Genomic DNA, 25,569 nt, shown 5'->3' with positions numbered 1-25,569 from the left:
GCGGCTACGCCTTATCCGGCCTATGTTAACCGGCACATCCGTAGGCCCGGTAAGGCGTAGCCGCCACCGGGCAACCATCGCCACCCTTGTCCAAAACGCGACAGCGATTGTCAGTTCCGATAAAGCAGCGCACCTGAAATCGATTCACGATAGTGAAAAGACAACAGGAGCGCATCATGCTGAACACACCCGCCGACAAATACCAACCCTACCCTACCGTTTCATTGCCCGACCGCCGCTGGCCTGAACAACGCATTACCCATGCGCCACGCTGGCTCTCAACGGACTTACGCGATGGCAACCAGGCGCTTGCCGAGCCGATGGACAGCGCGCGCAAGCTGCAGTTCTGGGATCTGCTGCTGAGCTGTGGATTCAAAGAGATTGAGGTCGCCTTTCCGTCGGCCTCGCAGACCGACTTCAACTTTGTTCGCCAGCTGATTGAAGAGAACCGCATTCCGGATGACGTCACGATTCAGGTGTTAACCCAGGCGAGGGAAGATCTGATCCTCCGCACTTTTGAGTCCCTGCGCGGCGCAAAACAGGCCACGGTGCATCTCTATAACGCGACCGCCCCGCTGTTTCGTCGCCTGGTGTTCGGCATGGAGAAGGCGCACGTCGTGGAGCTGGCCACGCGGTCCACGCGCCTGATCCGTCAGCTTTGCGAGGCTAACCCTGAAACTCACTGGCAGTATGAATACTCGCCGGAAACCTTCTGTTTTACCGAGCCGGAGTTTGCCCTGGAGATTTGCGAAGCCGTGACGGACATCTGGCAGCCGTGCGCCGAACGCCCGATGGTGATCAACTTACCCGCCACCGTAGAAGTCAACACGCCGAACGTCTATGCCGATCAGATTGAGTATTTCTGCCGCCACTTTAGCCGCCGCCGCGACGTTTGTATCAGCGTGCACCCGCATAACGACCGAGGCACCGGCGTTGCCAGCGCGGAGCTGGCCGTGATGGCCGGGGCCGACCGCGTGGAGGGCTGCCTGTTTGGTAACGGCGAGCGCACGGGCAACGTCTGCCTGGTGACGCTGGCGATGAACCTCTACAGCCAGGGCGTTAGCCCGAACCTTGACTTCAGCGAGATGGCGCGCGTGGTGGAAGTGGTAGAAAACTGTAATCAGCTTCCGGTCCATCCGCGCCATCCGTGGGCCGGCCGGCTGGCCTACACCGCGTTTTCCGGCTCGCATCAGGATGCGATTAAAAAAGGTTTTGATGCCCGCAAGCCTGACGCGCGCTGGGAGATGCCTTATCTGCCGGTCGACCCACAGGATATTGGCTGCACGTACGAAGCGGTGATCCGCGTGAACAGCCAGTCCGGTAAGAGCGGGAGCGCGTGGCTGATAGAGCAGAACCATGGATTGAAATTACCCCGTGCGTTGCAGCAGGACTTTAGCCAGCACGTGCAGCAGGAAACCGACCGTCACGGAAAAGAGATGACCCAGAACGCGCTCTGGCAGCTGTTCCGCAGCCGCTACGGCCTGGTGGCGACGCCGCGCTTTGCGCTGCAGTCCTATCGCAGCGACAGCGAGCAGGACGGGCAGTTACGCTTGACGGCAAGTATCCTGACCGAGGGAGGAACCCGCCAGCTGGACGGACAGGGAAACGGCTTGTTATCCGCCGCGGTTAACGGGCTGAGCCGCTGGATCAATGCGCCGTTTGCGATCAAGGATTATCACGAACACACGCTGGGCGAGCGCAGCGACAGCCGTTCAGTGGCCTATATTCGCTGCCTGTTCCAGGACGGCAGCAGCCGCTGGGGCGTGGGGATCGACAGTGACGTGGCGCGCGCTTCGCTGCAGGCGCTGCTGAATGCCGTCGGTTAACCGTCTTTGAAATACTCGCTGGGTGAAATGCCCATCACCCGGCGGAACATTGCGGTAAAGGCGCTGTGGCTGCCATAGCCCAGATCCAGCGCCACGCGTAATACCGGCTGGCCCTGCGCCAGCCGTACCAGCGCCTCCAGCAAACGCGCCCTTCTCACCCACTCGCCGTAGCGTAACCCCGTCTGCTGCTGAAAATGGCGGTTCAGCGTGCGCTCACTCATCCCGAGGGCGTTGGCAGCCTGGGCGCTGCTCCAGGGTTCACCCGGAGAATGGCGAATACGCAGGCTAAGCGTACGTAACGGTTCACTTTGCGGTTCGGGCAGATGAAAGGGCAGCACCGGCATCACGCGGATTTCATCCAGAATCAACTCATACACGCGTTCATCGCGGCTGCCGGGCGCGTAAGACTCGGGAAGCGTCAGGGAGGCGAGGATCAGCTCGCGCAACAGCGCGGAGATCTGCACGATCTGGCAGGTGGCCGGGAGATCGGCGCGCGCCAGCGGATCGATAAACAGCGTGCGGGCAGCAACGTTGCCGGAGATACGCAGGGAATGCGGTGTATCCGCCGGTAGCCAGACGCCGCGCCCCGGTGGGACAACCCAACAGCCGGAGGCGGTGTCCACCCGCACCACGCCGCTCAGGCTGTGCAGCAGCTGGGCGCAGTCGTGCTGATGCCACGGCTCGCTATCGCCATGAAGGTAATCATGCGCAAAGGGAATGAGGGGGCGATGGGTAAAGGAGAAGGTTGCGGTTGTGGTCATGGGCTAACAACCCTCACCCTACCCTCTCCCTGAGGGAGAGGGAAAAGGTGCACTAGATGTGCAGTTCCTGCAGTTTTTCTTTCGGCAGCGCCAGTTCGTCGTTGCTGTTCACGCGGACATCACGTTCGATGATGTGGCGCGCGATCTCCTGCGCTTCTTCCAGAGAGTGCATCTGGTAAGTACCGCACTGGTATACGTTCAGCTCAGGGATCTGATTCTGCTCTTTTACCTTCAGCACGTCCTGCATCGCCGCTTTCCAGGCATCCGCCACGCGTTTTTCTTCCGGCGTGCCAATCAGGCTCATGTAGAAACCGGTCCGGCAGCCCATTGGAGAGATATCGATGATCTCCACGCCGTTGCCGTTCAGGTGGTCACGCATAAACCCGGCGAAAAGGTGCTCCAGGGTGTGAATGCCTTTTTCAGGCATCACTTCTTTGTTCGGCACGCAGAAGCGCAGATCGAAAACGGTGATCGTGTCGCCGTGCGGGGTGTGCATGGTCTTCGCCACACGTACAGCAGGTGCTTCCATACGGGTATGGTCGACGGTAAAGCTATCTAATAACGGCATACGTCACCTCCGATAGTGATTTTTTTTAAAATAAACTGAACTCTTCTACAGAATGCGCGTCTGAGTATATGAAAGACGCGCATTTGTTATCATCATCCCTGAATTCAGAGATGTATATTTTGGCCACAGCGATGTGGCCTTTTTCTTTTGGCTCAGGCCTGCTTCGCCAGAAACGCCTCAAACGACTCGGTATCTGCCGCCTCGACCTCTCTCTGACGCACGATAGACGCCTCGCGTTCCGCCACAAAATCGGCTTCACTCAGCACCTCTAACGGCTCCTGCATCAGCATCTCACGGTACTCCGCTGCAAGCGAACGCCCGGTACCGCCAATGCCCTGATCAATCATAGAACGCAAGATACGCGCTGAGAACGTCAGTTCAGGGTTATCAAAACTTTCGACCAGCTGGTCGCACACTTTTTGATACTCCTCACCGCCATAGACGCTGTCCAGAGTCTGGGCGACACGTTTCAGATCGCGGAACAGATCTTTGCCTACCTTCGGTAGCGGGAATTGCGCGGTTTCACAGCCAATGCCCAGCGTCAGACCCGGTTTGCGCCCTTCCAGAATCACCCGATTCCAGTTCGTGCGGGTGCAGAGCAACTCATCCGCACTCATTTCCGGCGCATCCGCCAGCACGCACCAGACCATAAACAGATCGAGGAAGCGAACCTGCTGTTCATCAACGCCTATCGGTGAGAACGGGTTAATATCGAGCGAGCGAACTTCGATATACTCAATACCCCCGCGCTGCAGCGCATCCGACGGCGTTTCACCGCTGCGCGTTACGCGCTTCGGACGAATAGGCGCATACAGTTCATTCTCAATCTGCAGCACGTTGCTGTTGATTTGCAGGCGCTTGCCGTCTTTTTCGAGGCCGATTTTTTCGTACTCTTCGGACGGCGTTTTGATCGCCCGCTTCAATCCTGCCACATATTCATGCAATTCGTTAAACGTAATACCGAGATTGCTTTGCGATTTATTGGTATAGCCAAGATCGCTCAGGCGCAGAGATGTGGCATACGGCAGGTAGTACATACCGCACTCGGTCTTCTCAAACGGCAATGTGGTCGGTTTCCCCTGCAGGAACGACGAGCAGATGGCCGGAGAGGCACCAAACAGATAAGGAATGACCCAGCCAAAACGGTAATAGTTGCGGATCAGGCGGAAATAGCCCGCAGAGATCGCCTCTTTATCCGTTTCACCGCATTTCGCCTGCCAGAACGCCATCGGCAGTGAGAAGTTGTAATGGACACCGGAGATAGTCTGCATCAACGCGCCATAGCGGTTTTTCAGCCCTTCGCGGTAGAGCGTTTTCAGACGACCCACGTTAGAGGTGCCGTACTGCGCCAGCTCAATCTCCTGCCCCTGCTCGATATAGCACGGCATGCTGAGCGGCCACATGCGCTCGTCGCCCAGATTACGGGCGGTGAAGCGATGGACATCGCGCAGCGTTTTCAGCATATGATCAATATCGCCGTCTACCGGAGTAATGAACTCCAGCAGCGCTTCGGCGAAATCAGTTGTGATCCATTTATGTGTCAGCGCCGAGCCTAACGCTTCCGGGTGACCCGTTGTCGCTAAGCTACCATCCGCATTAACGCGCAGCGTTTCGCGTTCCAGCCCACGCTGAATACCCTTCAGTGCCTGAGGGTGGTTTTCCAGCCAGGCCAGCGCCTGTGATACGTCCGGGATCAATTTGACCTCCCGCCTGTCAAAGTAATGTTTCTCAGCATAATTGTAATGGTTGACGATTGAAGGTCGCTATCTCACTCCACCAATTAGTGCCACCACGTCATACCCTGTAGTGTTACCCATGCCACGAGAACATACCGTAACGCCTTGCCAAGGCACAAAAAAAAGAGAACCGGCCCCCAGGAGATGCGCATCCATCCCGCCAGAAGGCACAGCAAATCACCTATTACAGGCATCCAGCTTAATAACAGCGTGGCAGCGCCATAGCGTTTTAGCCAGCCGACTGCCTTTTCCTGCCAGCGCGATTTTTCGCGTAGCGGAAAGAAACGCCCAAGAATAACGTTAGTCAGCCCTCCAAGGCTATTACCCATTGTTGCTATTAACACGAGCAACCAGGGCTGACTTGCGCCGGACAACAGCATCGCCACCAGTACGACTTCCGAGTTGCCCGGTAATAGCGTAGCGCTTAAGAAACTGCTGGCAAACAGTGAAGCAAGTGACAGCGCGTCACTCACAGTAAGCGAACATCCACCGCGGCCATTCCGGCATCACGCGCAGCCTGAATACCAAAATCGGCATCCTCGAAAACAACGCATTTTGCTGCGGGTACGCCCATCAGTTCAGCACAGAGCAGAAAAGTGTCCGGTGCGGGCTTATGATTTTTAACATGATCGGCGGCAACCACGGCAGAAAAATAGTGGCGCAGGCCCAGATGATTCAGCAAGGCTTCCGCCACTGCGCTTTCGCTGCCCGTACCGACCGACATCGGACGACGTCCGTGCCACGCCTTCACCACATCAATCAACGGCAAAGGACGTACGGTATCTAATAGCATAGCTTTCACTGCGTCGGTTTTTTCGCGTGCGAGTTGATGCGGGTCGAGATCGGCCTGATTCAGCTCAATCACGGCCTGGGCAATACGCCAGGTGGGAGATCCGTTGAGGGCAACCATCGCCTGCAAATCGAAACGCATACCGTAACGACCCAGGACATCATCCCAGGCTTTGCGATGCGTCGGCTCGGTGTCTAAGAGGGTGCCATCCATATCAAAGATCAGACCGTCATACTGTGCGTACATCGTGCTCTCGCTAAACGATTAACAAAGCATTACTTTATCGTAAACGGGCGTTTTTGTCGCTGAAAGAGAGTGGGATTACTGACGGAACGTCGAAGGAATAAACAAGAGGAGAATATGGTGCATCCGGGAGGATTACCTGGCTGCGCCTTGCCCTTCGGGCCGTTGCTAAAGCAACGTTATCCTCCCTGGTGCTTGCAGCTAAACCGCAGACCTTGAAACAATAGCGTAGCTATTATCTCGGAGAATATGGTGCATCCGGGAGGATTCGAACCTCCGACCGCTCGGTTCGTAGCCGAGTACTCTATCCAGCTGAGCTACGGATGCATCAGGGTTTACTGCTGTACTACTCGATATTCATATCACTTCTAAAGCAATATGAAGTAATAGATGGTGCATCCGGGAGGATTCGAACCTCCGACCGCTCGGTTCGTAGCCGAGTACTCTATCCAGCTGAGCTACGGATGCATCGGGATTTACTGCTGTACTACTCGATGTTCATATCACGACCAGGTAATATGAAATAGTAAATGGTGCATCCGGGAGGATTCGAACCTCCGACCGCTCGGTTCGTAGCCGAGTACTCTATCCAGCTGAGCTACGGATGCATCGGGATTTACTACTGTACTACTCGATATTCATATCACTTCTAAAGCAATATGAAGTAATAGATGGTGCATCCGGGAGGATTCGAACCTCCGACCGCTCGGTTCGTAGCCGAGTACTCTATCCAGCTGAGCTACGGATGCAAAATGGCGGTGAGGCGGGGATTCGAACCCCGGATGCAGCTTTTGACCGCATACTCCCTTAGCAGGGGAGCGCCTTCAGCCTCTCGGCCACCTCACCACACAACGCCTCTTTCGAGTGCTTCGAGTAACTCGTTAAGAGCTTCTCGTCGCTGCGTGGCGCATATATTACTTTCTGGGACTTATAAGTCAAACAATTTTCCAAAAGCTTTTATCGTTTGGACAAATCGCAGGCAATTAGCATGTAAAACCCGCAAAGAGGGTGTTTTATAAGCGGATTTTGCAGGCAACTGTGCAGCATTCTCACGTGAGAAGCGTGAACTTTGCGGACGTTAAGGGTTATGGAGCGGTCAAAAAGAGCGCAATTGAAATAGAACGGTAACGTTATGGAGGAAGAATAACAGGAGGGGGTTGCGTCTCGCCCGACAGCGAGACGCAATAATATCAGTAACTGGACTGCTGGGATTTTTCAGCCTGGATACGCTGGTAGATCTCTTCACGGTGGACAGATACTTCTTTAGGAGCGTTAACACCAATACGTACCTGGTTACCCTTTACCCCTAAAACTGTCACGGTGACCTCATCCCCAATCATGAGGGTCTCACCAACTCGACGAGTCAGAATCAGCATTCTTTGCTCCTTGAAAGATTAAAAGAGTCGGGTCTCTTGTATCCCGGCATTATCCATCATATAACGCCAAAAAGTAAGCGATGACAAACACGTAAAGTGTAAGCAGTCACGGCATCACATTCTGTTAAACGTAAGTTTAGCCGATATACACAAACTCAACCTGACTTTATCGTTATCGATAGCGCAGTGAACAAGACGCCATAACGTTACCGCTACGGCGTCTGTTTGTGCTTTGTTGTTATTACAGTTTGGCGCTTACCCAGCTTTCAACACTGGCTAATGCCGCAGGAAGTGCCGCCGAATCAGTACCGCCGGCTTGCGCCATGTCCGGACGACCGCCACCTTTACCGCCCACCTGCTGAGCGACCATACCGATCAATTCCCCTGCTTTAACACGATCCGTCACATCCTTAGAGACGCCCGCAATCAGAGAAACCTTACCTTCTGCCACCGTCGCCAGCACGATTACCGCCGAACCTAACTGGTTCTTCAGGTCGTCGACCATAGTGCGCAGCATCTTAGGCTCAACGCCAGCCAGCTCGCTGACCAGCAGTTTGACGCCCTTAATGTCTACCGCTTTGCTGGAGAGGCTTGCGCTCTCCTGTGCTGCCGCCTGTTCTTTCAACTGCTGCAGCTCTTTCTCCAGCTGGCGGGTACGATCCAGCGCAACACGCACTTTCTCGCCCAGATTCTGGCTATCGCCTTTCAGCAGCTGCGCGATATCGTGCAGCTGGTCGCTCTGCGCGTGCAGGCTGGCAATAGCGGCCTCACCCGTCACCGCTTCGATACGACGAACGCCTGCCGCCGTGCCTGACTCAGACAGGATGCGGAACAGACCGATATCACCGGTGCGTGATGCGTGAGTCCCACCGCACAGCTCGGTTGAGAAGTCGCCCATGCTCAGCACGCGAACACGTTCGTCATATTTCTCACCAAACAGCGCCATAGCCCCTTTGTTCTTCGCGGCCTCGAGATCCATGATGTTGGTCTCGATTGGCAGGTTACGACGGATCTGCGCGTTCACCAGATCTTCCACCGCACGGATTTCAGACGGTTTCATCGCTTCAAAATGCGAGAAGTCGAAACGCAGCACTTTGTCGTTAACCAGAGACCCTTTCTGTGCCACGTGCGTGCCCAGCACCTCGCGCAGCGCGGCGTGCATCAGGTGTGTTGCAGAGTGGTTCAGACGGATGCGCGCACGGCGAGCTTCATCGACGTTAGCCTGCACGCCTTCACCGACTTTCAGTGAACCGGAAACCAGTTTGCCCTGGTGACCAATGGCCTGGCCGTATTTCTGCGTATCGCTCACGCTGAAGCTGAAACCGTTGCCTTTCAGTTCGCCTTTATCGCCAACCTGACCGCCGGATTCGGCATAGAACGGCGTTTTGTCGAGGATGACAACGGCTTCCTGGCCCGCGCTGAGGCTGTCTACGGCTTTACCGTCAACAAACAGTGCAGTGACGTTGCCGGTCAGTTCCAGCGCGTCGTAGCCTTTAAATTCAGAGGCGCTATCAACACGGATCATTGCGTTGTAGTCTGCGCCAAAACCGCTGGATTCACGCGCGCGACGACGCTGCTCTTCCATCGCGGCTTCAAAGCCGGCTTCGTCAACTTTGATGTTGCGCTCACGGCAAACGTCCGCCGTCAGGTCAACCGGGAAGCCGTAAGTGTCGTACAGGCGGAAAGCGGTTTCGCCATCCAGCGTGTCGCCCTTGAGCTTAGACAGTTCGTCGTCCAGCAGCGCCAGACCGCGCTCCAGAGTACGGGCAAACTGCTCTTCTTCGGTTTTCAGAACCTGCTCCACCTGCGCCTGCTGGCGTTTCAGTTCGTCGCCGGCAGAACCCATCACGCCAATCAGTGGCCCAACGAGCTTATAGAAGAAGGTATCTTTCGCGCCCAGCATGTTGCCGTGACGAATTGCGCGACGAATGATACGACGCAGCACGTAGCCACGGTTTTCATTCGACGGGATCACGCCGTCGGCAATCAGGAATGCGCAGGATCGGATATGGTCAGCGATAACGCGCAGCGATTTGTTATTCAGATCGGTTGCGCCCGTCACTTCGGCAACGGCTTTAATCAGCGTGCTGAACAGGTCAATTTCGTAGTTGGAGTTAACGTGCTGCAGAACCGCAGCAATACGCTCCAGACCCATGCCGGTATCCACAGACGGTTTCGGCAGTGGCTCCATGGTGCCGTCGGCCTGACGGTTAAACTGCATGAAGACGATGTTCCAGATCTCAATGTAGCGATCGCCATCTTCTTCTGCGCTGCCCGGCGGGCCACCCCAGATATGGTCGCCGTGATCGTAGAAGATCTCGGTGCACGGGCCGCAAGGACCGGTGTCACCCATCTGCCAGAAGTTGTCTGAAGCAAACGGTGCGCCTTTGTTATCACCAATACGGATAATACGTTCGCGCGGGATACCGACTTCTTTTTCCCAGATGTCGAACGCTTCGTCGTCCGTTTCATAGACGGTAACCCACAGACGCTCTTTTGGCAGGTTAAACCAGTTTTCACCGGTCAGCAGTTCCCATGCATATTGAATGGCATCGTGTTTGAAATAGTCGCCGAAGCTGAAGTTACCCAGCATTTCGAAGAAGGTGTGGTGACGCGCGGTGTAACCGACGTTTTCCAGGTCATTATGTTTACCGCCCGCACGCACGCAACGCTGTGAGGTTGTCGCGCGGGAATAATTACGCTTGTCGAGACCAAGGAATACGTCCTTGAACTGGTTCATCCCGGCGTTGGTAAACAGCAGAGTCGGGTCGTTATTTGGTACCAGGGAGCTGCTGGCAACAACCTGGTGTCCCTTACTATGGAAAAAATCGAGAAACGCCTGACGGATCTCAGCGGTGCTCTTGCTCATAATTATCCTGAAATCAAGCTAACAAAATGTCGCAGCAAGTCTGTATCTGTTTACAGTTGGACAGACCAGCTACTGGAAAAAGTGGGAATAAGATAAGTTTTCTTTAGTGGGAAGTAAAATCCCGCATGCGTTCAATCGACAAAATTGCGCCAGATATCCTGAATATCTTCCATCAGGAAGCCGCGGTAGAGTAAAAATCGCTGAATTTTGACTTTTTCCGAAAATTCACGCGGCAGCGGTTCTCCGTATTTCCGGATCGCCTGCTCTCGCGCCATCTCACTCCAGTCGAGATCGCACTCTCGCAGGGTTTTATCAATGGATTCCCGGGAGATACCCTTCTGGTTAAGCTCCTGGCGAATACGTGCAGGGCCGTAACCTTTCCGGCCACGGCTGGCAAGAAACCGGGAGGCGAAACGGTCGTCATCAAGATAGTTCTGCTCATAGCACCAGGCAATCACGCGGTCGTAGTCTTCCGCCGTGGCATCGATCTCTTCCGGCCCGTTTTTACTCATCACGGGTGCCGCCAGTTTACGCCGTAACTCCTGCTCGCTGTGGTCACGCACTGCCAGAATACGTACCGCGCGATCCAGCAGGCGCGCATAGGCAGGGCGACGAGATGTCGGTTCACTCATAAAAAAACCTGCTAATTCAGAAATGCAAAAAGGGCCGCATTCGCAGCCCTTCATTTTCTACACGGAAGAATTAGAAATCTTCGTTGGTTTCTTCAGCATCTGCAGCATCAACCACGAAATCCGGTTTGGAGTCCTGGTTGTTCAGCAGAAGCTCACGCACCTTTTTCTCGATCTCTTTCGCCGCGGCCGGGTTATCTTTCAGCCAGGAAATGGCATTGGCTTTACCCTGACCAATTTTATCGCCGTTGTAGCTGTACCAGGCACCCGCTTTCTCAATCAGCTTCTCTTTCACGCCCAGGTCAACCAGCTCGCCGTAGAAGTTGATACCTTCGCCGTAGAGGATCTGGAATTCAGCCTGTTTGAACGGTGCTGCGATTTTGTTCTTCACAACCTTCACGCGGGTTTCACTGCCCACCACGTTCTCACCGTCTTTCACCGCGCCAATACGGCGGATATCCAGACGCACAGACGCGTAGAATTTCAGCGCGTTACCGCCAGTGGTGGTTTCCGGGTTACCGAACATCACACCGATTTTCATACGGATCTGGTTGATGAAGATCAGCAGCGTGTTGGACTGTTTCAGGTTACCTGCCAGCTTACGCATCGCCTGGCTCATCATACGTGCCGCGAGGCCCATGTGAGAGTCACCGATTTCACCTTCGATTTCGGCTTTTGGCGTCAGCGCGGCAACGGAGTCAACCACGATAACGTCAACCGCACCAGAACGTGCCAGCGCGTCACAAATTTCCAGCGCTTGCTCGCCGGTGTCCGGCTGAGAACACAGCAGATTGTCGATATCAACACCCAGCTTACGTGCGTAGACGGGGTCAAGCGCGTGCTCGGCATCGATAAACGCACAGGTTTTACCTTCGCGCTGTGCCGCCGCAACGACCTGCAGGGTCAGCGTGGTTTTACCTGAGGATTCCGGCCCGTAGATTTCTACGATACGGCCCATCGGCAAACCGCCCGCGCCCAGTGCGATATCCAGAGAAAGCGAACCGGTGGAGATAGTTTCCACATCCATGGAACGGTCTTCACCCAGGCGCATGATGGAGCCTTTACCGAATTGCTTTTCGATCTGGCCCAGTGCTGCCGCCAACGCTTTCTGTTTGTTTTCGTCGATAGCCATTATTACTCCTGTCATGCCGGGAGAAGCAACTGCGCTTCACCGTGGATTTCTGTTCTGTTGGTGCAATTATACTGTATAGTCATACAGTATCAAGTATTTTGTAGAAAATGTTGCCAGAGCGTTTTTAACGCATATTCCGTCGCCTGACGACGCACGCTTTCGCGATCGCCGCTGAAGCATTCCCGGCGCGTTATCCCCTCGCCTTTCGAGGTTGCGAAACCAAACCACACGGTGCCAACAGGCTTCACGTCGCTGCCGCCATCCGGCCCGGCGATGCCGCTAATCGAAATCGCATAGTCTGCGCGCGCCTCTTTCAGGGCACCAATCGCCATCTCAATGACCACCGGTTCGCTGACCGCGCCATGCTGTTCAAGCGTCGCTTCACGCACGCCGATCATCTGGGCTTTAGCTTCATTACTGTAGGTCACAAAGCCGCGTTCAAACCAGGCGGAACTGCCCGCAATATCAGTAATCACTTTGGCTACCCAGCCACCGGTACAGGACTCGGCGGTGGTGATGGTCGCCCCGCGCTGCTTCAATGCCAGCCCTACCACTTCGCTAAGCTGCATCAATTCATGGTCAGTCATTTTCGCTCCAGGCTTCGGAAAAACGTGCAGCACAAGATAGCACTTTCTCGTTAAATATGGGGATGCGCTTCAGGTTTTACGAGGGAGCTTCAGAAAAAAGCCGACGCGGGCGCATCGGCTTGAAAGAACATTACTTCATGCTGTCGGCGAGGGTATTCACGTTGTGGCGGAACGCCCTGACGTAGGTATCCGCCACGCCGCCTTTTGCCGACAAGGCTTCCGGGTAGAGTTCACCGCCAGGCTCGGCTCCTGTTGCGCTGGCAATTTGCTTCACCAGACGCGGGTCGAGCTGGTTTTCCATAAACCAGGTTTTAACGCCGTCGGCTTTAATCTGGTTGATGATCTCAGCCACCTGCGCCGCGCTGGCTTCGCTCTCAGACGATAGCCCCTGCGGCGCCATAAAGGTGACACCGTAGGCGCGGCTGAAATAGCCGAAAGCGTCATGGCTGGTCAGTACGTTGCGTTTTGCCTGCGGGATCTGGCTAAAGCGCGTTTTGGCCCAGCCGTCCAGTTGGGTCAGTTGGGCGATATACGGCTTCCCGGTAGCCTCCAGCGCGGCTTTGTCGTCCGGGTCAGCTTTCACCAGCGCCGACAGTATATTTTGCGCATACAGCGCCCCGTTCGCCGCGCTGTTCCAGGCATGGGGATCGGTCACGGTTTTGCCGTCTTCCTCCAGCGTGTGCGTTTTCACCCCCGCCGAGGCCACCACCAGCTGGCCTTTAAAGCCGGAGGCTTTCACCAGACGGTCAAGCCAGCCCTCAAGCCCTAATCCGTTAACCACCACTACATCTGCCTTGCTTAACGCCGCACTGTCTTTCGGCGACGGTTCAAAGGTGTGCGGATCGCCATCCGGCCCCACCAGCGTAGTCACCTTCACATGTTCACCCCCCACTTCCTGCGTAATATCACCCAGGATGGAAAAGCTGGTCACCACATTAAGCGTTTTCGCCATCAACCCCGGCGACATCATTCCTAGCGCGAGCGCAATAGCTAACCCTGTACGTTTCATCATTTCCCCTTGCGTTGAAAAAGCGCACGCAGGCTGCCAGCCAGCCTGCTGCGCGAACCTAATAAAATCGAGATAAAAAACAGCGCGCTTGCGGTCAGCACAATGGACGGCCCGGCAGGTAAGCTTGCGGCCCAGGAGAGGCTTAATCCCAGCCACGCACAGCCGATACCGCTGAGACCCGCCACCGCCAGCAGCCCCGGTAGCGTGCGGGCCCAGCAGCGCGCCGCAACCGCCGGGAGCATCATCAGCCCAACGGCCATCAGCGTGCCGAGCACCTGAAAACCGGCCACCAGGTTGAGCACCAGCAGGGCGAGAAACAGGCCGTGCAGCAGGCCGGGCAGCCAGCGGACATTCACCTGCAGCCACGCGGTATCAAACGCCTCGGTAACCAGCCCACGATAGAAAATCGCCAGCGTAATAAGGGTGACCATACACACGCCCGCGACGAACAGCGCGGCGTCATTGTCCACCGCGAGAATAGAACCGAAGAGAAGATGCAGCAGGTCTACGTTCGATCCGCGCAGCGAGACCAGAGTCACGCCGAGGGCAAGCGATCCGAGGTAGAACCCGGCGAAGCTGGCGTCCTCTTTGAGCGGCGTGCGGCGGCTGACCACGCCCGCCACCAGCGCGACGGTAATGCCCGCCACGAAACCGCCCACACTCATCGCCAGCAGCGACATTCCGCTAAGCAGATACCCCACCGCCACGCCGGGCAAAATAGCATGGGAGAGCGCATCGCCCATCAGGCTCATCTGACGCAGCTGCAAAAAGACGCCCAGCGCCGTCGTGCTGACGGAGAGCGCCAGGCAAACCACTAGCGCGCGGCGCATAAAGCCGTATTCGATAAAGGGCTGAAAGAAGATGTGCCAGATCATGCCACCCTCACCCGTTCCGTGGTCCAGCAGGGAATATCGTTATCCAGCCGCAACGTTTGTGGGAAGTGCCGCGACACGCGCTCACTGTCGTGTAACACCGCCAGCAGCGTCTGCCCCTGCATGTACATCTCCAGCATGATCTCCATCAGGACGTTACTGGTCGCTTCATCGACACCGGTAAAGGGTTCATCGAGCATCACCAGCGGCGCCTGCTGCACTAACACGCGCGCAAATAGCATGCGCTGAAACTGGCCGCCGGAGAGCGCATCGATGGTCGACAGCGCCATTGACGCCAGCCCCACTCGCTCAAGCGCCCCCGCAATTCGCAGACGCGCGTCACGGCTAAACCCGGAAAAAAGTGATACGCGTGGCCAGCTGCCCATCCCCACCACATCCTGCACGGTCAGCGGAAATTGCGCCTCCAGCGCGTGCCGCTGCGCCAGCCAGCCAATCACCGGGCGTTTTCCCTGCCAGCGAAAGCTGCCGCTTACCGGCGGAAGAAAACCCGCAAGCGTTTTGAGCAGCGTGGATTTCCCGCAGCCGTTCGCACCGACGATGGCAGTCATGCTGCCGCGCTCAATAGCCCCCGATAACGCCCGCGTGACGGGCTGGCGGTCATAGCCCGCAATAAGTTCGTTCATCACGATCATGGCAGCGCCACCGCCCAGCGCACGGCGAGACCGAGAAAGATCATCAGCACCAGGGCCAGCAGAAGCCGCGCCTGAGCGGAGAGCGATAAAAAGGAAGTCGACATCTTTACACCACCTTAAATGTTATAACATAACAATAATAAAAGATGACAATGATGTAAATGAAGGAAGGGTAAAGGGAGTGTGGCGAAATGTTTCTAAGAAGAACGGGGCACACGGCTCCCCTCTCCCAACGGGAGAGGGGGAATAAGGTAACTTACTGGCTAAACGGTGACGCCGCCGGCACGCGCGCCTGGGATACCGCCAGCCCCAACTGCCACACGGCCATCGCATAATGCGTGCTGTGGTTATAGCGGGTGATGGTGTAGAAGTTAGGCAGACCGTACCAGTACTGATAACCCGTACCGACATCCAGGCGCAGCAGGCTCACCTGCTGGGCGTCACCCAGCGGCTGGGTCGGCGTTAAGCCTGCCGCCATCAGCTGCGCAGGGCTGTACTGGGTTTTGAAGCCATTTTCCAGGCCAAACGCCTGGCCGTTGGCCTGCACCGCCACCTGGCCGCCCGGCGTCCAGCCGTGCGCTTTGAAGTAGTTTGCCACGCTGCCGATAGCATCTACCGGATCCCACAGGTTGATGTGACCATCCCCATTGAAATCGACGGCATATTGCTTATAGGAAGACGGCATAAACTGGCCGTAGCCCATCGCACCGGCAAACGAGCCTTTAAGATCCAGCGGATCGTCCTGCTCGTTACGCGCCATCAGCAGGAAGGTTTCCAGTTCGGACGAGAAGTATTCGGCGCGGCGCGGGTAGTTAAAGGAGAGCGTTGCCAGCGCGTCGAGGATGCGGGTTTTGCCCATCACACGGCCCCAGCGGGTTTCCACGCCGATAATCCCGACGATGATTTCAGGCGGAACGCCGTAAACCTGCCACGCGCGGTTGAGCGCATCTTCATACTGGTTCCAGAACGCCACGCCGTTTTGCACGTTGTCCGGGGTAATAAACTGTTTGCGGTAGCGCAGCCACGCACCGTTCGGCCCGGTTGGAACCTGTGCCGTCGGGGCCTGCCTGTCCATCAGACGCAGCACGTAGTCCAGACGTTTCGCCTGAGACAAAATCTCGTGCAGCTGCTGGCGGTCAAAGCCGTGCTTGCTCACCATTTTGTCAATAAAGGCTTCCGCAGCCGGGTTGTTCGCAAAATCGCCACCCATTTGCATCATATTGTGCTGCGGCTCCAGCAAGAAGCCCCCGGACGGCGCGCCAGCCGTCTGCTGAACAGCTTCGGTCTTTGGTTTGCTACTACAGGCGGACAGCAAAATAAGTGCAGGCAACAGCGCTGCATAACGACGCTTGAACATGGGACATCCATTTAACGAGTTCGATAAGAACCCAGTATGGTAAAGCATCCCCAACTCCTCAAGGAAGCGGTTCTGTGGCCGTAAGCAAAATCTTTCGACATTGACCACGATCGCCGAAAGGAGAATGGATTACTATAGCGCCCTCCTTCCGCTGCGAAGGGAATGGAAACGATCGAAACCGGAGAGAGTGATGAGTGATTTTCTGTTAAACGCAGGCCGCCAGACCCTGCTGCTGGAGTTGCAGGAAGCAAGCCGCCTGCCGGAACGTCTGGGCGAGGATTTTGTCCGCGCGGCCAACACCCTTATTCAGTGTGAAGGAAAAGTGATTGTGGCGGGGATTGGTAAATCCGGCCATATCGGCAAAAAGATTGCCGCAACGCTTGCCAGCACCGGCACGCCCGCCTTTTTCGTCCATCCGGCTGAAGCGCTACATGGCGATCTGGGGATGATTGAAAGCCGCGACGTGATGCTGTTCATCTCCTACTCCGGTTCAGCTAAAGAGCTGGATCTCATCATCCCTCGCCTGCAGGAAAAATCGGTAGCGCTGCTGGCGATGACCGGCAAACCCCGCTCGCCGCTGGCGCTGGCAGCCAAAGCCACGCTGGATATCTCTGTTGAACGCGAAGCCTGCCCGATGCACCTCGCCCCCACCTCCAGCACCGTCAATACGCTGATGATGGGCGATGCGCTGGCCATGGCGGTGATGCAGGCGCGCGGGTTTAACGAAGAAGATTTTGCCCGCTCGCATCCGGCGGGGGCGCTGGGCGCGCGTCTGCTCAATAAAGTACACCACCTGATGCGCACCGACGAGGCCACGCCGCAGGTCACGCTTGATACCAGCGTGATGGACGCAATGCTGGAGCTGAGCCGTACCGGGCTGGGGCTGGTTGCCGTGTGTGATGACGGCGGCTTCGTCAAAGGCGTCTTTACCGACGGCGACCTGCGCCGCTGGCTGGTTGGCGGCGGTAAGCTGGAATCGCAGGTGTCAGACGCCATGACCACAGGCGGCTTAACGCTCAACGCCGAAAGCCGCGCCATTGAGGCTAAAGAGGTGCTGATGAAGCGTAAAATTACCGCCGCACCGGTGGTGGATGACAGCGGCAGACTGTGCGGGGCCATCAACCTGCAGGATTTCTATCAGGCCGGTATTATTTAAGCCCAAGACGCTTCGCCAGCCGGTGCAGGTTGGCGACGTCCGTCTCCAGCGCACGCGCGCACGCGGCCCAGCTGCGATTATTCTGCTCCAGCGCACGGGCGATGGTCTGTCGCTGAAACGCCTCCGTCGCCTCACGCAGATTCTGGGTAGCAATCTCCGGGACAACCTGCGTCACGGTCTGAACGGCTTCATCATGCAGGGCAAAATGACGGGCGTGGATCACCACCTCATCCCCTGACCGCGTGGCCCGCGCCAGCACCACCGCACGGTGAATGGCATGTTCCAGCTCGCGCACGTTTCCCGGCCAGTCGTAGCTCAGCAGATGGCTGCGCGCGCCCGGGCTTAACACCACGCGGGAAAGCCCCATCTTCAGACGACACTGCTCGCAGAAATAGCCTGCCAACAGCACCACATCTTCACCACGCTCGCGCAGCGGCGGCACGGAGAGCGGGAAAACGCTCAGTCGGTGAAACAGGTCGGCACGGAACTGTCCGGCCAGCACGGCTTCACGCAGATCGCGGTTGGTGGCGGCCAGCACGCGCACGTCGACGCGCAGGCTGCGATCGTCCCCGACGCGCTGAATATCACCATACTGCAGCACGCGCAGCAGCTTCGCCTGCAGCGACAGCGACAGCTCACCAATTTCGTCGAGGAACAGCGTGCCGTTATCCGCCATTTCAAACTTGCCGCTGCGGTTGCTGATGGCCCCGGTAAACGCCCCTTTGACGTGACCAAACAGCTCGCTTTCCGCCACGCTCTCCGGCAGCGCCGCGCAGTTAAGGTAGACCAGCGGGTTAACCGCACGCGGCGAGGCCTCGTGAATCGACTTCGCCACCAGCTCCTTCCCGGTGCCGGTTTCACCAAAAATCAGCACGTTCAAATCGGAGGCCGCCACAATGTCGATCTCTTTTTTAAGCTGCGCCATGCCCGGCGACAGGCCGATCATCTCGGTGTGAGCCACCTGCTCAAACGCTGCCGGGCTGCCGGGAAGAATGTTCTGGCTCTCCAGTTGCTCAATCAGCAGCGCATTGTTGAGCGCGCCGGCGGCCAGCGCGGCAATCAACCGCAGCTCCTCGTCGCTGAACGTGTCGAACTGATCCGGCGACATGCCGTCAAGCGTCAGCGCGCCGATGAGGTTTTGCCCGGCAAACAGCGGCAGGCCAATGCAGGCGTGCACCTTCAGGCTCTCCTGGCCGGGGATCAACCCGTCATAGGGATCGGGCAGATCGCTGTCTGCCGGAAAGCGCACCACGTCCCCCGCCCTGGCGATGGTTTCCAGGCGCGGGTGGCCTTCAAGGGTAAAGCGACGCCCCAGCACGTCCTGCGCAAGCCCGTCGATCGCCAGGGGGATAAACTGCCGCCCCTCGTAGCGCAGCAGCGCCGATGCATCGCACTCCAGCACGTGGCGCAGCGTGGAAATCAGCCGCTGAAAACGGTCCTGATGCCCAATTCCGGTTTGCAGTTCAATGGCAATCTTCGCCAGTACATCTACAGAAAAGCTCATGTTGACCTCGCTGTCATTTTGACAATACATATTGTCATATTGACAGTATTTATCATAGTCATTATGACTACCTATTAGGGAGAATAAAAAATAAAACCATATACAATCAATAGCTTAAAAAGTTGGCACGCAACTTGATATAGCTTAACCATCTTATTTAAAAACGTCGCATTAAACTGAGGTTGCTATGTCTATTCTGGTTAAAAATAACATTCATTGGGTTGGCCAACGTGACTGGGAAGTTCGTGATTTCCACGGAACTGAATACAAAACGCTGCGCGGCAGCAGCTACAACAGCTATCTCATTCGTGAAGGCAAAAACGTCCTGATTGATACCGTCGATCACAAATTCAGCCGTGAGTTCGTGCAGAACCTGCGCAGCGAAATCGACCTGAATGACATCGACTACATCATTATTAACCATGCGGAAGAAGATCACGCCGGCGCGCTGACCGAGTTGATGTCCCATATCCCGAATACGCCAATCTACTGCACCACCAACGCGATTGACTCCATTAACGGCCATCATCACCATCCGGAGTGGAATTTCCACACTGTGAAAACCGGTGACTCCCTGGATATCGGTAACGGCAAACAGCTGATCTTCGTGGAAACGCCTATGCTGCACTGGCCTGACAGCATGATGACCTACATGACCGGCGACGCGGTGCTGTTCAGTAACGACGCCTTCGGCCAGCACTACTGCGATGAGCGTCTGTTCAACGACGAAGTGGATCAGACCGAGCTGTTCGAGCAGTGCCAGCGCTACTACGCCAACATCCTTACGCCGTTCAGCCGTCTTGTAACGCCAAAAATCACTGAGATCCTCGGCTTTAACCTGCCGGTGGATATGATTGCCACCTCTCACGGCGTGGTATGGCGTGAAAATCCAACCCAGATTGTCGAGCTGTATCTGAAATGGGCGGCAGATTACCAGGAAGATCGCATCACCATCTTCTACGACACCATGTCCAACAACACCCGCATGATGGCGGATGCAATCGCGCAGGGTATCAACGAAGTTGACCCGAACGTGGCGGTGAAAATCTTCAACGTCGCCCGCAGCGATAAAAACGAAATTCTGACCAATACCTTCCGCTCCAAAGGCGTGCTGGTGGGCACCTCCACCATGAACAACGTGATGATGCCAAAAATTGCGGGTCTGGTAGAAGAGATGACCGGCCTGCGCTTCCGCAATAAACGCGCCAGCGCCTTTGGCTCCCACGGCTGGAGCGGCGGCGCGGTTGACCGTCTCTCAACCCGTCTGCAGGATGCCGGTTTTGAAATGTCCATGAGCCTCAAGGCCAAATGGCGCCCGGACATCGACGCACTGGAAATCTGCCGCCAGCACGGTCGCGATATCGCACGTCAGTGGGCGCTCGCTCCACTGCCTGAAGCCGTAGCAAAACCGGCCGAACCACAGCCCGCCAGCAGCTGTGCCGCCGCTTCTGCCGATCTCGGCCCGCGCATGCAGTGCAGCGTCTGCCAGTGGATTTACGACCCGGAACTGGGCGAGCCGCTGCAGGATGTCGCCCCGGGCACGCCGTGGAGTGACGTACCGGACAACTTCCTCTGCCCGGAATGTTCCCTTGGTAAAGACGTCTTTGACGAACTGGCTACGGAGGCAAAATGAGCAACGGGATCGTCATCATCGGCTCGGGCTTTGCCGCCCGCCAGTTGGTGAAAAACATTCGTAAACAGGATGCCAGCGTACCGTTGACGGTGATCGCCGCCGACAGCATGGACGAGTACAACAAGCCTGATTTAAGCCACGTCATTAGCCAGAATCAGCGTGCCGAAGACCTCACCCGCCAGTCGGCGGGGGAGTTCGCGGAACAGTTTAACCTGCGCCTGTTTCCCTACACCTGGGTAACCGATATCGACGCTGCCGCCCACGTCGTGAAAGCGAAAGACCAGAGCTGGCTGTACGATAAGTTAGTGCTTGCTACCGGTGCTTCTGCCTTTGTTCCACCGGTTGAAGGCCGCGAGCTGATGCTCACCCTGAACAGCCAGCAGGAGTACCAGGCCAGCGAAACGAGGCTTCGCGATGCGCAGCGCGTGATGATTGTTGGCGGCGGCCTGATTGGCACCGAGCTGGCGATGGACTTCTGCCGGGCGGGTAAAGCCGTCACCTTAGTGGACCACGCGGCGAGCATCCTGTCGGCGCTGATGCCTGCGGAAGTAAGCAGTCGCTTACAGCATCGCCTGACCGATATGGGCGTGCACCTGCTGCTGAAATCGCAGCTGCACAGTCTGACCAAAACCGAGGGCGGCGTGCGCGCCACGCTCGACGGCAATCGCAGCGTAGAGGTAGACGTCGTTATCGCTGCGACCGGGCTGCGTCCGGAAACGGCGCTGGCTCACCGTGCCGGAGCCGAGACCCACCGCGGCGTGAAGGTAGACAGCTACCTGCGCACCACGCAGCCCGACATCTATGCGCTGGGCGACTGCGCGGAGATCAACGGCCAGGTTCTGCCGTTCCTGCAGCCGATACAGCTTAGCGCGATGTATCTGGCGAAAAACCTGCTTGGGGGCAGTGCGCCCCTGAAATTACCCGCGATGCTGGTGAAGGTGAAAACACCCGAGCTGCCGCTGCACCTTGCCGGTGAAACCCAGCGCCGGGATCTTAACTGGCACATCACCCTTGAGTCTCAGGGGATGGTGGCACGCGGTGCTGACGATGAGGGCAATCTGCGCGCCTTCGTGGTCAGTGAAGATCGGATGAAGGAGGCTTTCGCTCTGCTGAAATCGCTGCCCGTTTAACCCTTAGCCTTTTACCACGCTTACTTAACCTTGGGATTTTATTATCCGCAGCCCCGATGTCCTGGGGCTTTTTTTTACGCAATCTATTCATAAAATAAATACAAATCAGATAAATCACCGCTATCAGTCCTTTTATTATTTATTCCATCAATACTGAAATACGAAATCACTAAAAAACACCGACCCGTTTTATTTTACTGATTTTATCTTAGCCCGGAAGCCCGCACTGCGCGGCTGCATATCCTGCTGAAACCTGCCACCAGGGTAAGTAGCAAAGGCCATGACACCCTTTTTAATGGTGTAAAATGCGGAATATCTCATTTAAGAATGAATGGTATATTTAAATAATAATTCGCCGTAAAAATATAATTTAAATTCATTTCTCATGCATTATTTTTTATTTCCCGGGCATCACCCTTTTCATAAAGCTGTTATTTTTAACAGCCGGAGGCTGGCCCGAGGTTACCCAGGCGAGCCTCCGTCGCAGGTTCAGGAGCGGACGACCAGCGCATCGTAGCCGCGCCAGCGGTAGTTAATCATCGAGATCAGCCAGCAGGCGACAAACAGCCCAACGACGACAAATCCGGCGTTGCCGAGGTTGTCGTTGACCGCGCCAATCAGCTCCCACACGCCGCCGCTGAGTGCGAATTTATCCATCAGCAGGCCCAGCGCTTCCAGCCCACCGATGAACAGCGCCACTATCACGGATGTCCCGGTGATGGTCATGTTGTAGTAGAGCTTGCGCTGTGGTTTATTAAACGCCCAGCCGTAAGCGCCCACCATTAACAGATTATCAAGCGTGTCGATCAGCGCCATGCCGCTGGCGAACAGGGCCGGGAAGATCATGATCGCCCACACCGACATCCCCTTTGAGGCGCTGGCCGCGGAGATGCCCAGCACGCCAATCTCGGTGGCGGTGTCAAAACCCAGTCCGAACAGGAAGCCGACCAGGTACATCTGCCAGCTTTTGTTGACCAGGCGGAACGTCGCGCCAAACAGCCAGTTCATCACCCCGCCCTGCGCTGGCAGCGCAAGATCGCCGCTGGCCGAACGCCCTTTTTTCAGCGCCTGAAAACTGCGCCAGACGCCGCGTAAAATCACCATATTCACCAGCGCCATTGCCAGCAGGAACGTGGCCGACACGGCGGTGCCAATCATCCCGCCCGTCTCGTGGAACCAGGCCATGTTTTTCTGGAAGGCCGTGGCGGTTGCCGCGATTGCAATGGACGCCAGCACCACGATGGTAGAGTGCCCCAGCGAAAACCACGCCCCCACGCCGGACGGGCGTTTGCCCTGCTGCATCATCTTACGCGTGACGGTATCGATAGCCGCAATATGGTCGGCATCCACCGCGTGTCGCAGTCCGTAGCACCAGGCCAGCAGGCTTGCGGCCATCAGTGCCGGGCTGGCGCTGAAGGTTGACCATGCCCATCCCCAGGCAAGCAGATTTGCCATTACCAGAGCCAGCAGCAGGAACGCCGCGCGAGGTTCATTGCGTAAGAGTCGTAACATTTTGAGTCCTTTGTGAACATGACCGGGCGGCGGCGACAACCGCCTGCCCGAAGGAGATAGCCCCATCACCTGCGGGCAGCTGACGAGGAAAAAGAAGGTGGTAGTCGGCAAGGTAATGACTAAGCCGCGCGCGCAGCAGACGGTTATGTAACACGCCGCCACTGCAGCACACCGTTGAAAGCGACAGACGCCGGGCATGGCGCACGGCAAGTTCCGCCAGCCCTTTTGCCAGGGCGTCATGGAAGGCCCATGCCCGCTCGCAGGGTTCTGCCTGCCAGTTGAGCCACTGCTGCCAGAAGAGAGAGAGGTTTTCCACCGACAGGGTAACCGGATGCGCCACACCCGCACACTGCGACGCCAGCGCTTCCAGCCCGCAGGCGGCTTCCCCTTCGTAGCGCTGGTTTTCAGCGGCAATGCCCAGCGCGCAAGCCACCGCGTCGAACAGCCGTCCACAGGATGAGGCCCGCGGCGCGTTGATCCCGCGCGCGATGGCGGCAGAAAGCAGCGGCCAGTTTTGCCGCTGCACGGCCTGCGTTTCCGGATAGCGTTGCCACGCCGGCACAAAAGCCAGGCAGTGGGCAAGCAAATTGCGCCACGGCTGGACGGCAGCCAGATCCCCGCCCGGCAGCGCCACGGCGGGCAGTCCGCCCAGATGTTCGCATTCGAGATAGTTCACCCGCAGGCATTCACCGCCCCACAGCGCGCCGTTCTCGCCCATACCAATTCCGTCCAGCGTCAGGGCAATCACATCCCCGCCGTCCAGCGGCCAGCCGTGCTCGGCCATGCAGGCCGCCGCGTGCGCGTGGTGGTGCAGCACCGTCTCGAGCGGCAACGCCTGCTCTTTGGCCCACGCGTGGGCGTGGTACCCCGGATGTGCATCACAGACCACGCGTTCCGCCTGGAAGGCGTAGATCCGCTGCATCACGTCAAGCGACGCGCGCCACTGCGCCTCCACGCCCTCCTCGCTGAGATCGCCAAAGTGCTGGCTCACAACCGCCTGGCTGCCGCGCACCAGACAAAATGTGTTTTTCAGCTCCGCACCGGTGCACAGCATGGCGGGGATATTGCAAAACCCTGCGGGTAATGTGATGGCATCCGGCACAAAACCGCGCGCGCGGCGCAGCATCACGCCGTCCTGATCCAGCACGGAGTCATCCATCCGCTGGAGGATGTCGCGGTTGTGCAGCAGGAACCCGTCCGCGATGTCACTCAGATCGTCCAGCGCCTGCTGGTTGGTCATGGCTGGCGGCCTGCCGCTGAGGTTGCCGGAGGTCATCACCAGCGGACGCTGGCAGTCCATCAGCAGCAGATGCTGCAGCGGGTTCGCCGGGAGCATGACGCCAATCGTCGAAAGGCCGGGAGCAATCCCGTCGGGCAGGTCAGGTAGCCACGACGCCGGCACTAACACGATGGGCGCAGCAGGAGAGTGCAGCAGCGTTTGGATTGAATCCGGCAGGCCATCCGCCTGCGGGAGGATCACCGCCAGCGGCTTCGCCGGACGACGCTTGCGCAAACGCAGTGTGGCTATCGCCTGCGGATGGCGGGCATCGCAGGCAAGGTGAAAACCGCCCAGCCCTTTGATGGCGACGATGCCGCCGTTTTTCAGCATCTCAACCGCGGCGCTCAGGGCCGCTTCACGCACGGCGGTTTTATCACCCGCGCGCCATTCCAGCCAGGGGCCACAGTCCGGGCACGCCACCGGCTGGGCATGAAAACGCCGGTCGGCGGGGTCGCGGTACTCCGTTTCACAGGGCGTGCACAGCGGGAAGTGCGCCATTGCCGTGGCCGGACGGTCATACGGCATCGCGCGGATAATGGTGAAACGCGGGCCACAGTGGGTGCAGTTGATAAAGGGATAGCGGTAGCGGCGCCCGGCAGGGTCGCGCATTTCGGCCAGACACGCCGGGCAGGTGGCGGCATCCGGAACAATCTGGGTGTCCATGGTCCCGCCCGCGCTGTGGCGAATGGAAAAATCGTCCGGCACGCGCGTCCAGGTAAAGGGCTGCGTATCAACGTGGTCAATGCGTGCCAGGGGTGGGCAGTCCTGATGCAGCCTCGCGGTAAAGGCCCCCCCATCACCCGCGAGGCGCACCAGCACGCCCTGTGCGTCATTGCAGACATCGCCCCTCAGCTGAAGCTGGTTCGCCAGTTGCCAGACGAAGGGACGAAAACCGACGCCCTGCACCCTGCCGCGTATGCGCAGCTGCACACCGTTACTGCTCATCG

At 57.3% G+C, this 25,569-nt stretch carries 21 protein-coding genes and 5 tRNA genes; 4 read left to right on the top strand and 22 right to left on the bottom strand.

The annotated features are described in order from the left end of the window. Window positions 1-176 precede the first annotated feature (176 nt). Entirely contained in the window at window positions 177-1,826 is a 1,650-nt protein-coding gene (gene leuA / locus ACWKX3_RS19155) for a 2-isopropylmalate synthase (RefSeq protein ID WP_102890307.1), read from the top strand. On the opposite strand, the gene ACWKX3_RS19150 is transcribed toward leuA, so the two are convergent. From ACWKX3_RS19150 to mltB, 19 genes are all read right to left on the bottom strand, one after another. Beyond that, complete coding sequence (locus tag ACWKX3_RS19150) at window positions 1,823-2,587, bottom strand: AraC family transcriptional regulator (protein WP_042321780.1); 765 nt, start codon at window positions 2,585-2,587, stop codon at window positions 1,823-1,825. The genes leuA and ACWKX3_RS19150 overlap by 4 nt on opposite strands. A gap of 52 nt (window positions 2,588-2,639) precedes the next feature. Then, window positions 2,640-3,155: an S-ribosylhomocysteine lyase gene (luxS, locus tag ACWKX3_RS19145; protein WP_006178155.1), complete on the bottom strand. Its 516-nt coding sequence runs from the start codon at window positions 3,153-3,155 to the stop codon at window positions 2,640-2,642. Between the two features lie 152 nt (window positions 3,156-3,307). After that, window positions 3,308-4,852, bottom strand: coding sequence for a glutamate--cysteine ligase (gshA, locus tag ACWKX3_RS19140; RefSeq protein WP_058608496.1), 1,545 nt, complete (start codon window positions 4,850-4,852; stop codon window positions 3,308-3,310). Window positions 4,853-4,935: 83 nt separating this feature from the next. Continuing rightward, window positions 4,936-5,364 (bottom strand): YqaA family protein, encoded by a 429-nt coding sequence (locus ACWKX3_RS19135; RefSeq protein WP_058608497.1) that lies wholly within the window; start codon window positions 5,362-5,364, stop codon window positions 4,936-4,938. Beyond that, a complete protein-coding gene (gene yqaB / locus ACWKX3_RS19130; RefSeq protein WP_006178158.1) occupies window positions 5,361-5,927 on the bottom strand; it encodes a fructose-1-phosphate/6-phosphogluconate phosphatase in 567 nt (188 codons plus the stop codon). Before yqaB ends, ACWKX3_RS19135 begins: the two co-directional genes overlap by 4 nt. A 247-nt stretch (window positions 5,928-6,174) precedes the next feature. Next, a tRNA-Arg gene (locus tag ACWKX3_RS19125) sits at window positions 6,175-6,251 on the bottom strand. A 64-nt stretch (window positions 6,252-6,315) separates the two neighbouring features. After that, window positions 6,316-6,392: transfer RNA gene (locus ACWKX3_RS19120), tRNA-Arg, on the bottom strand. A 63-nt stretch (window positions 6,393-6,455) separates the two neighbouring features. Continuing rightward, window positions 6,456-6,532, bottom strand: a tRNA-Arg gene (locus tag ACWKX3_RS19115). A gap of 64 nt (window positions 6,533-6,596) precedes the next feature. Then, window positions 6,597-6,673 (bottom strand) — tRNA-Arg (locus ACWKX3_RS19110). A gap of 4 nt (window positions 6,674-6,677) precedes the next feature. Further along, window positions 6,678-6,770, bottom strand: a tRNA-Ser gene (locus ACWKX3_RS19105). Between the two features lie 344 nt (window positions 6,771-7,114). After that, window positions 7,115-7,300 carry a carbon storage regulator CsrA gene (gene csrA / locus ACWKX3_RS19100; RefSeq protein WP_000906486.1) on the bottom strand — a complete coding sequence of 62 codons (186 nt, stop codon included), beginning with the start codon at window positions 7,298-7,300 and terminating at the stop codon, window positions 7,115-7,117. Between the two features lie 241 nt (window positions 7,301-7,541). Further along, on the bottom strand, window positions 7,542-10,169 hold the full coding sequence (gene alaS / locus ACWKX3_RS19095; RefSeq protein ID WP_368746973.1) for an alanine--tRNA ligase: 2,628 nt from the start codon (window positions 10,167-10,169) through the stop codon (window positions 7,542-7,544). 131 nt (window positions 10,170-10,300) lie between these two features. Then, window positions 10,301-10,801 (bottom strand): recombination regulator RecX, encoded by a 501-nt coding sequence (gene recX, locus ACWKX3_RS19090; RefSeq protein ID WP_454542226.1) that lies wholly within the window; start codon window positions 10,799-10,801, stop codon window positions 10,301-10,303. Between the two features lie 70 nt (window positions 10,802-10,871). Beyond that, window positions 10,872-11,930 (bottom strand): recombinase RecA, encoded by a 1,059-nt coding sequence (gene recA, locus ACWKX3_RS19085; RefSeq protein ID WP_042321788.1) that lies wholly within the window; start codon window positions 11,928-11,930, stop codon window positions 10,872-10,874. Window positions 11,931-12,019: 89 nt separating this feature from the next. Continuing rightward, on the bottom strand, window positions 12,020-12,517 hold the full coding sequence (gene pncC / locus ACWKX3_RS19080) for a nicotinamide-nucleotide amidase (RefSeq protein WP_006178162.1): 498 nt from the start codon (window positions 12,515-12,517) through the stop codon (window positions 12,020-12,022). Window positions 12,518-12,647: 130 nt separating this feature from the next. Next, on the bottom strand, window positions 12,648-13,526 hold the full coding sequence (locus ACWKX3_RS19075; RefSeq protein WP_042321791.1) for a metal ABC transporter substrate-binding protein: 879 nt from the start codon (window positions 13,524-13,526) through the stop codon (window positions 12,648-12,650). After that, the gene (locus tag ACWKX3_RS19070) at window positions 13,526-14,401 is read right to left on the bottom strand and encodes a metal ABC transporter permease (protein ID WP_454542225.1); all 876 of its coding nucleotides are present in this window, start codon (window positions 14,399-14,401) and stop codon (window positions 13,526-13,528) included. The genes ACWKX3_RS19075 and ACWKX3_RS19070 overlap by 1 nt, the downstream gene beginning before the upstream one ends. Then, window positions 14,398-15,051: a metal ABC transporter ATP-binding protein gene (locus tag ACWKX3_RS19065; RefSeq protein WP_454542224.1), complete on the bottom strand. Its 654-nt coding sequence runs from the start codon at window positions 15,049-15,051 to the stop codon at window positions 14,398-14,400. The genes ACWKX3_RS19070 and ACWKX3_RS19065 overlap by 4 nt, the downstream gene beginning before the upstream one ends. A 256-nt stretch (window positions 15,052-15,307) precedes the next feature. Beyond that, window positions 15,308-16,408 (bottom strand): lytic murein transglycosylase B, encoded by a 1,101-nt coding sequence (mltB, locus tag ACWKX3_RS19060; protein WP_006178166.1) that lies wholly within the window; start codon window positions 16,406-16,408, stop codon window positions 15,308-15,310. Window positions 16,409-16,598: 190 nt separating this feature from the next. Between mltB and gutQ the strand changes: the two genes are divergently transcribed. Further along, a complete protein-coding gene (gene gutQ, locus ACWKX3_RS19055; RefSeq protein WP_006178167.1) occupies window positions 16,599-17,564 on the top strand; it encodes an arabinose-5-phosphate isomerase GutQ in 966 nt (321 codons plus the stop codon). Here the strand turns inward: gutQ and norR are convergent. Further along, a complete protein-coding gene (gene norR, locus ACWKX3_RS19050; protein WP_042321794.1) occupies window positions 17,557-19,068 on the bottom strand; it encodes a nitric oxide reductase transcriptional regulator NorR in 1,512 nt (503 codons plus the stop codon). The genes gutQ and norR overlap by 8 nt on opposite strands. A 187-nt stretch (window positions 19,069-19,255) precedes the next feature. Between norR and norV the strand changes: the two genes are divergently transcribed. Next, window positions 19,256-20,701, top strand: coding sequence for an anaerobic nitric oxide reductase flavorubredoxin (gene norV / locus ACWKX3_RS19045; RefSeq protein ID WP_006178170.1), 1,446 nt, complete (start codon window positions 19,256-19,258; stop codon window positions 20,699-20,701). Continuing rightward, window positions 20,698-21,831: an NADH:flavorubredoxin reductase NorW gene (norW, locus tag ACWKX3_RS19040; RefSeq protein ID WP_454542223.1), complete on the top strand. Its 1,134-nt coding sequence runs from the start codon at window positions 20,698-20,700 to the stop codon at window positions 21,829-21,831. Before norV ends, norW begins: the two co-directional genes overlap by 4 nt. 489 nt (window positions 21,832-22,320) lie before the next feature. On the opposite strand, the gene ACWKX3_RS19035 is transcribed toward norW, so the two are convergent. Both ACWKX3_RS19035 and hypF read right to left on the bottom strand, forming a co-directional pair. Further along, complete coding sequence (locus ACWKX3_RS19035; RefSeq protein WP_454542222.1) at window positions 22,321-23,343, bottom strand: HoxN/HupN/NixA family nickel/cobalt transporter; 1,023 nt, start codon at window positions 23,341-23,343, stop codon at window positions 22,321-22,323. Further along, complete coding sequence (gene hypF, locus ACWKX3_RS19030) at window positions 23,321-25,567, bottom strand: carbamoyltransferase HypF (RefSeq protein WP_454542221.1); 2,247 nt, start codon at window positions 25,565-25,567, stop codon at window positions 23,321-23,323. The genes ACWKX3_RS19035 and hypF overlap by 23 nt, the downstream gene beginning before the upstream one ends. Window positions 25,568-25,569 lie beyond the last annotated feature (2 nt).

The organism is Enterobacter sp. UPMP2052 (assembly GCF_053709675.1).
This window is presented reverse-complemented; position numbering and strand designations above follow the sequence as displayed.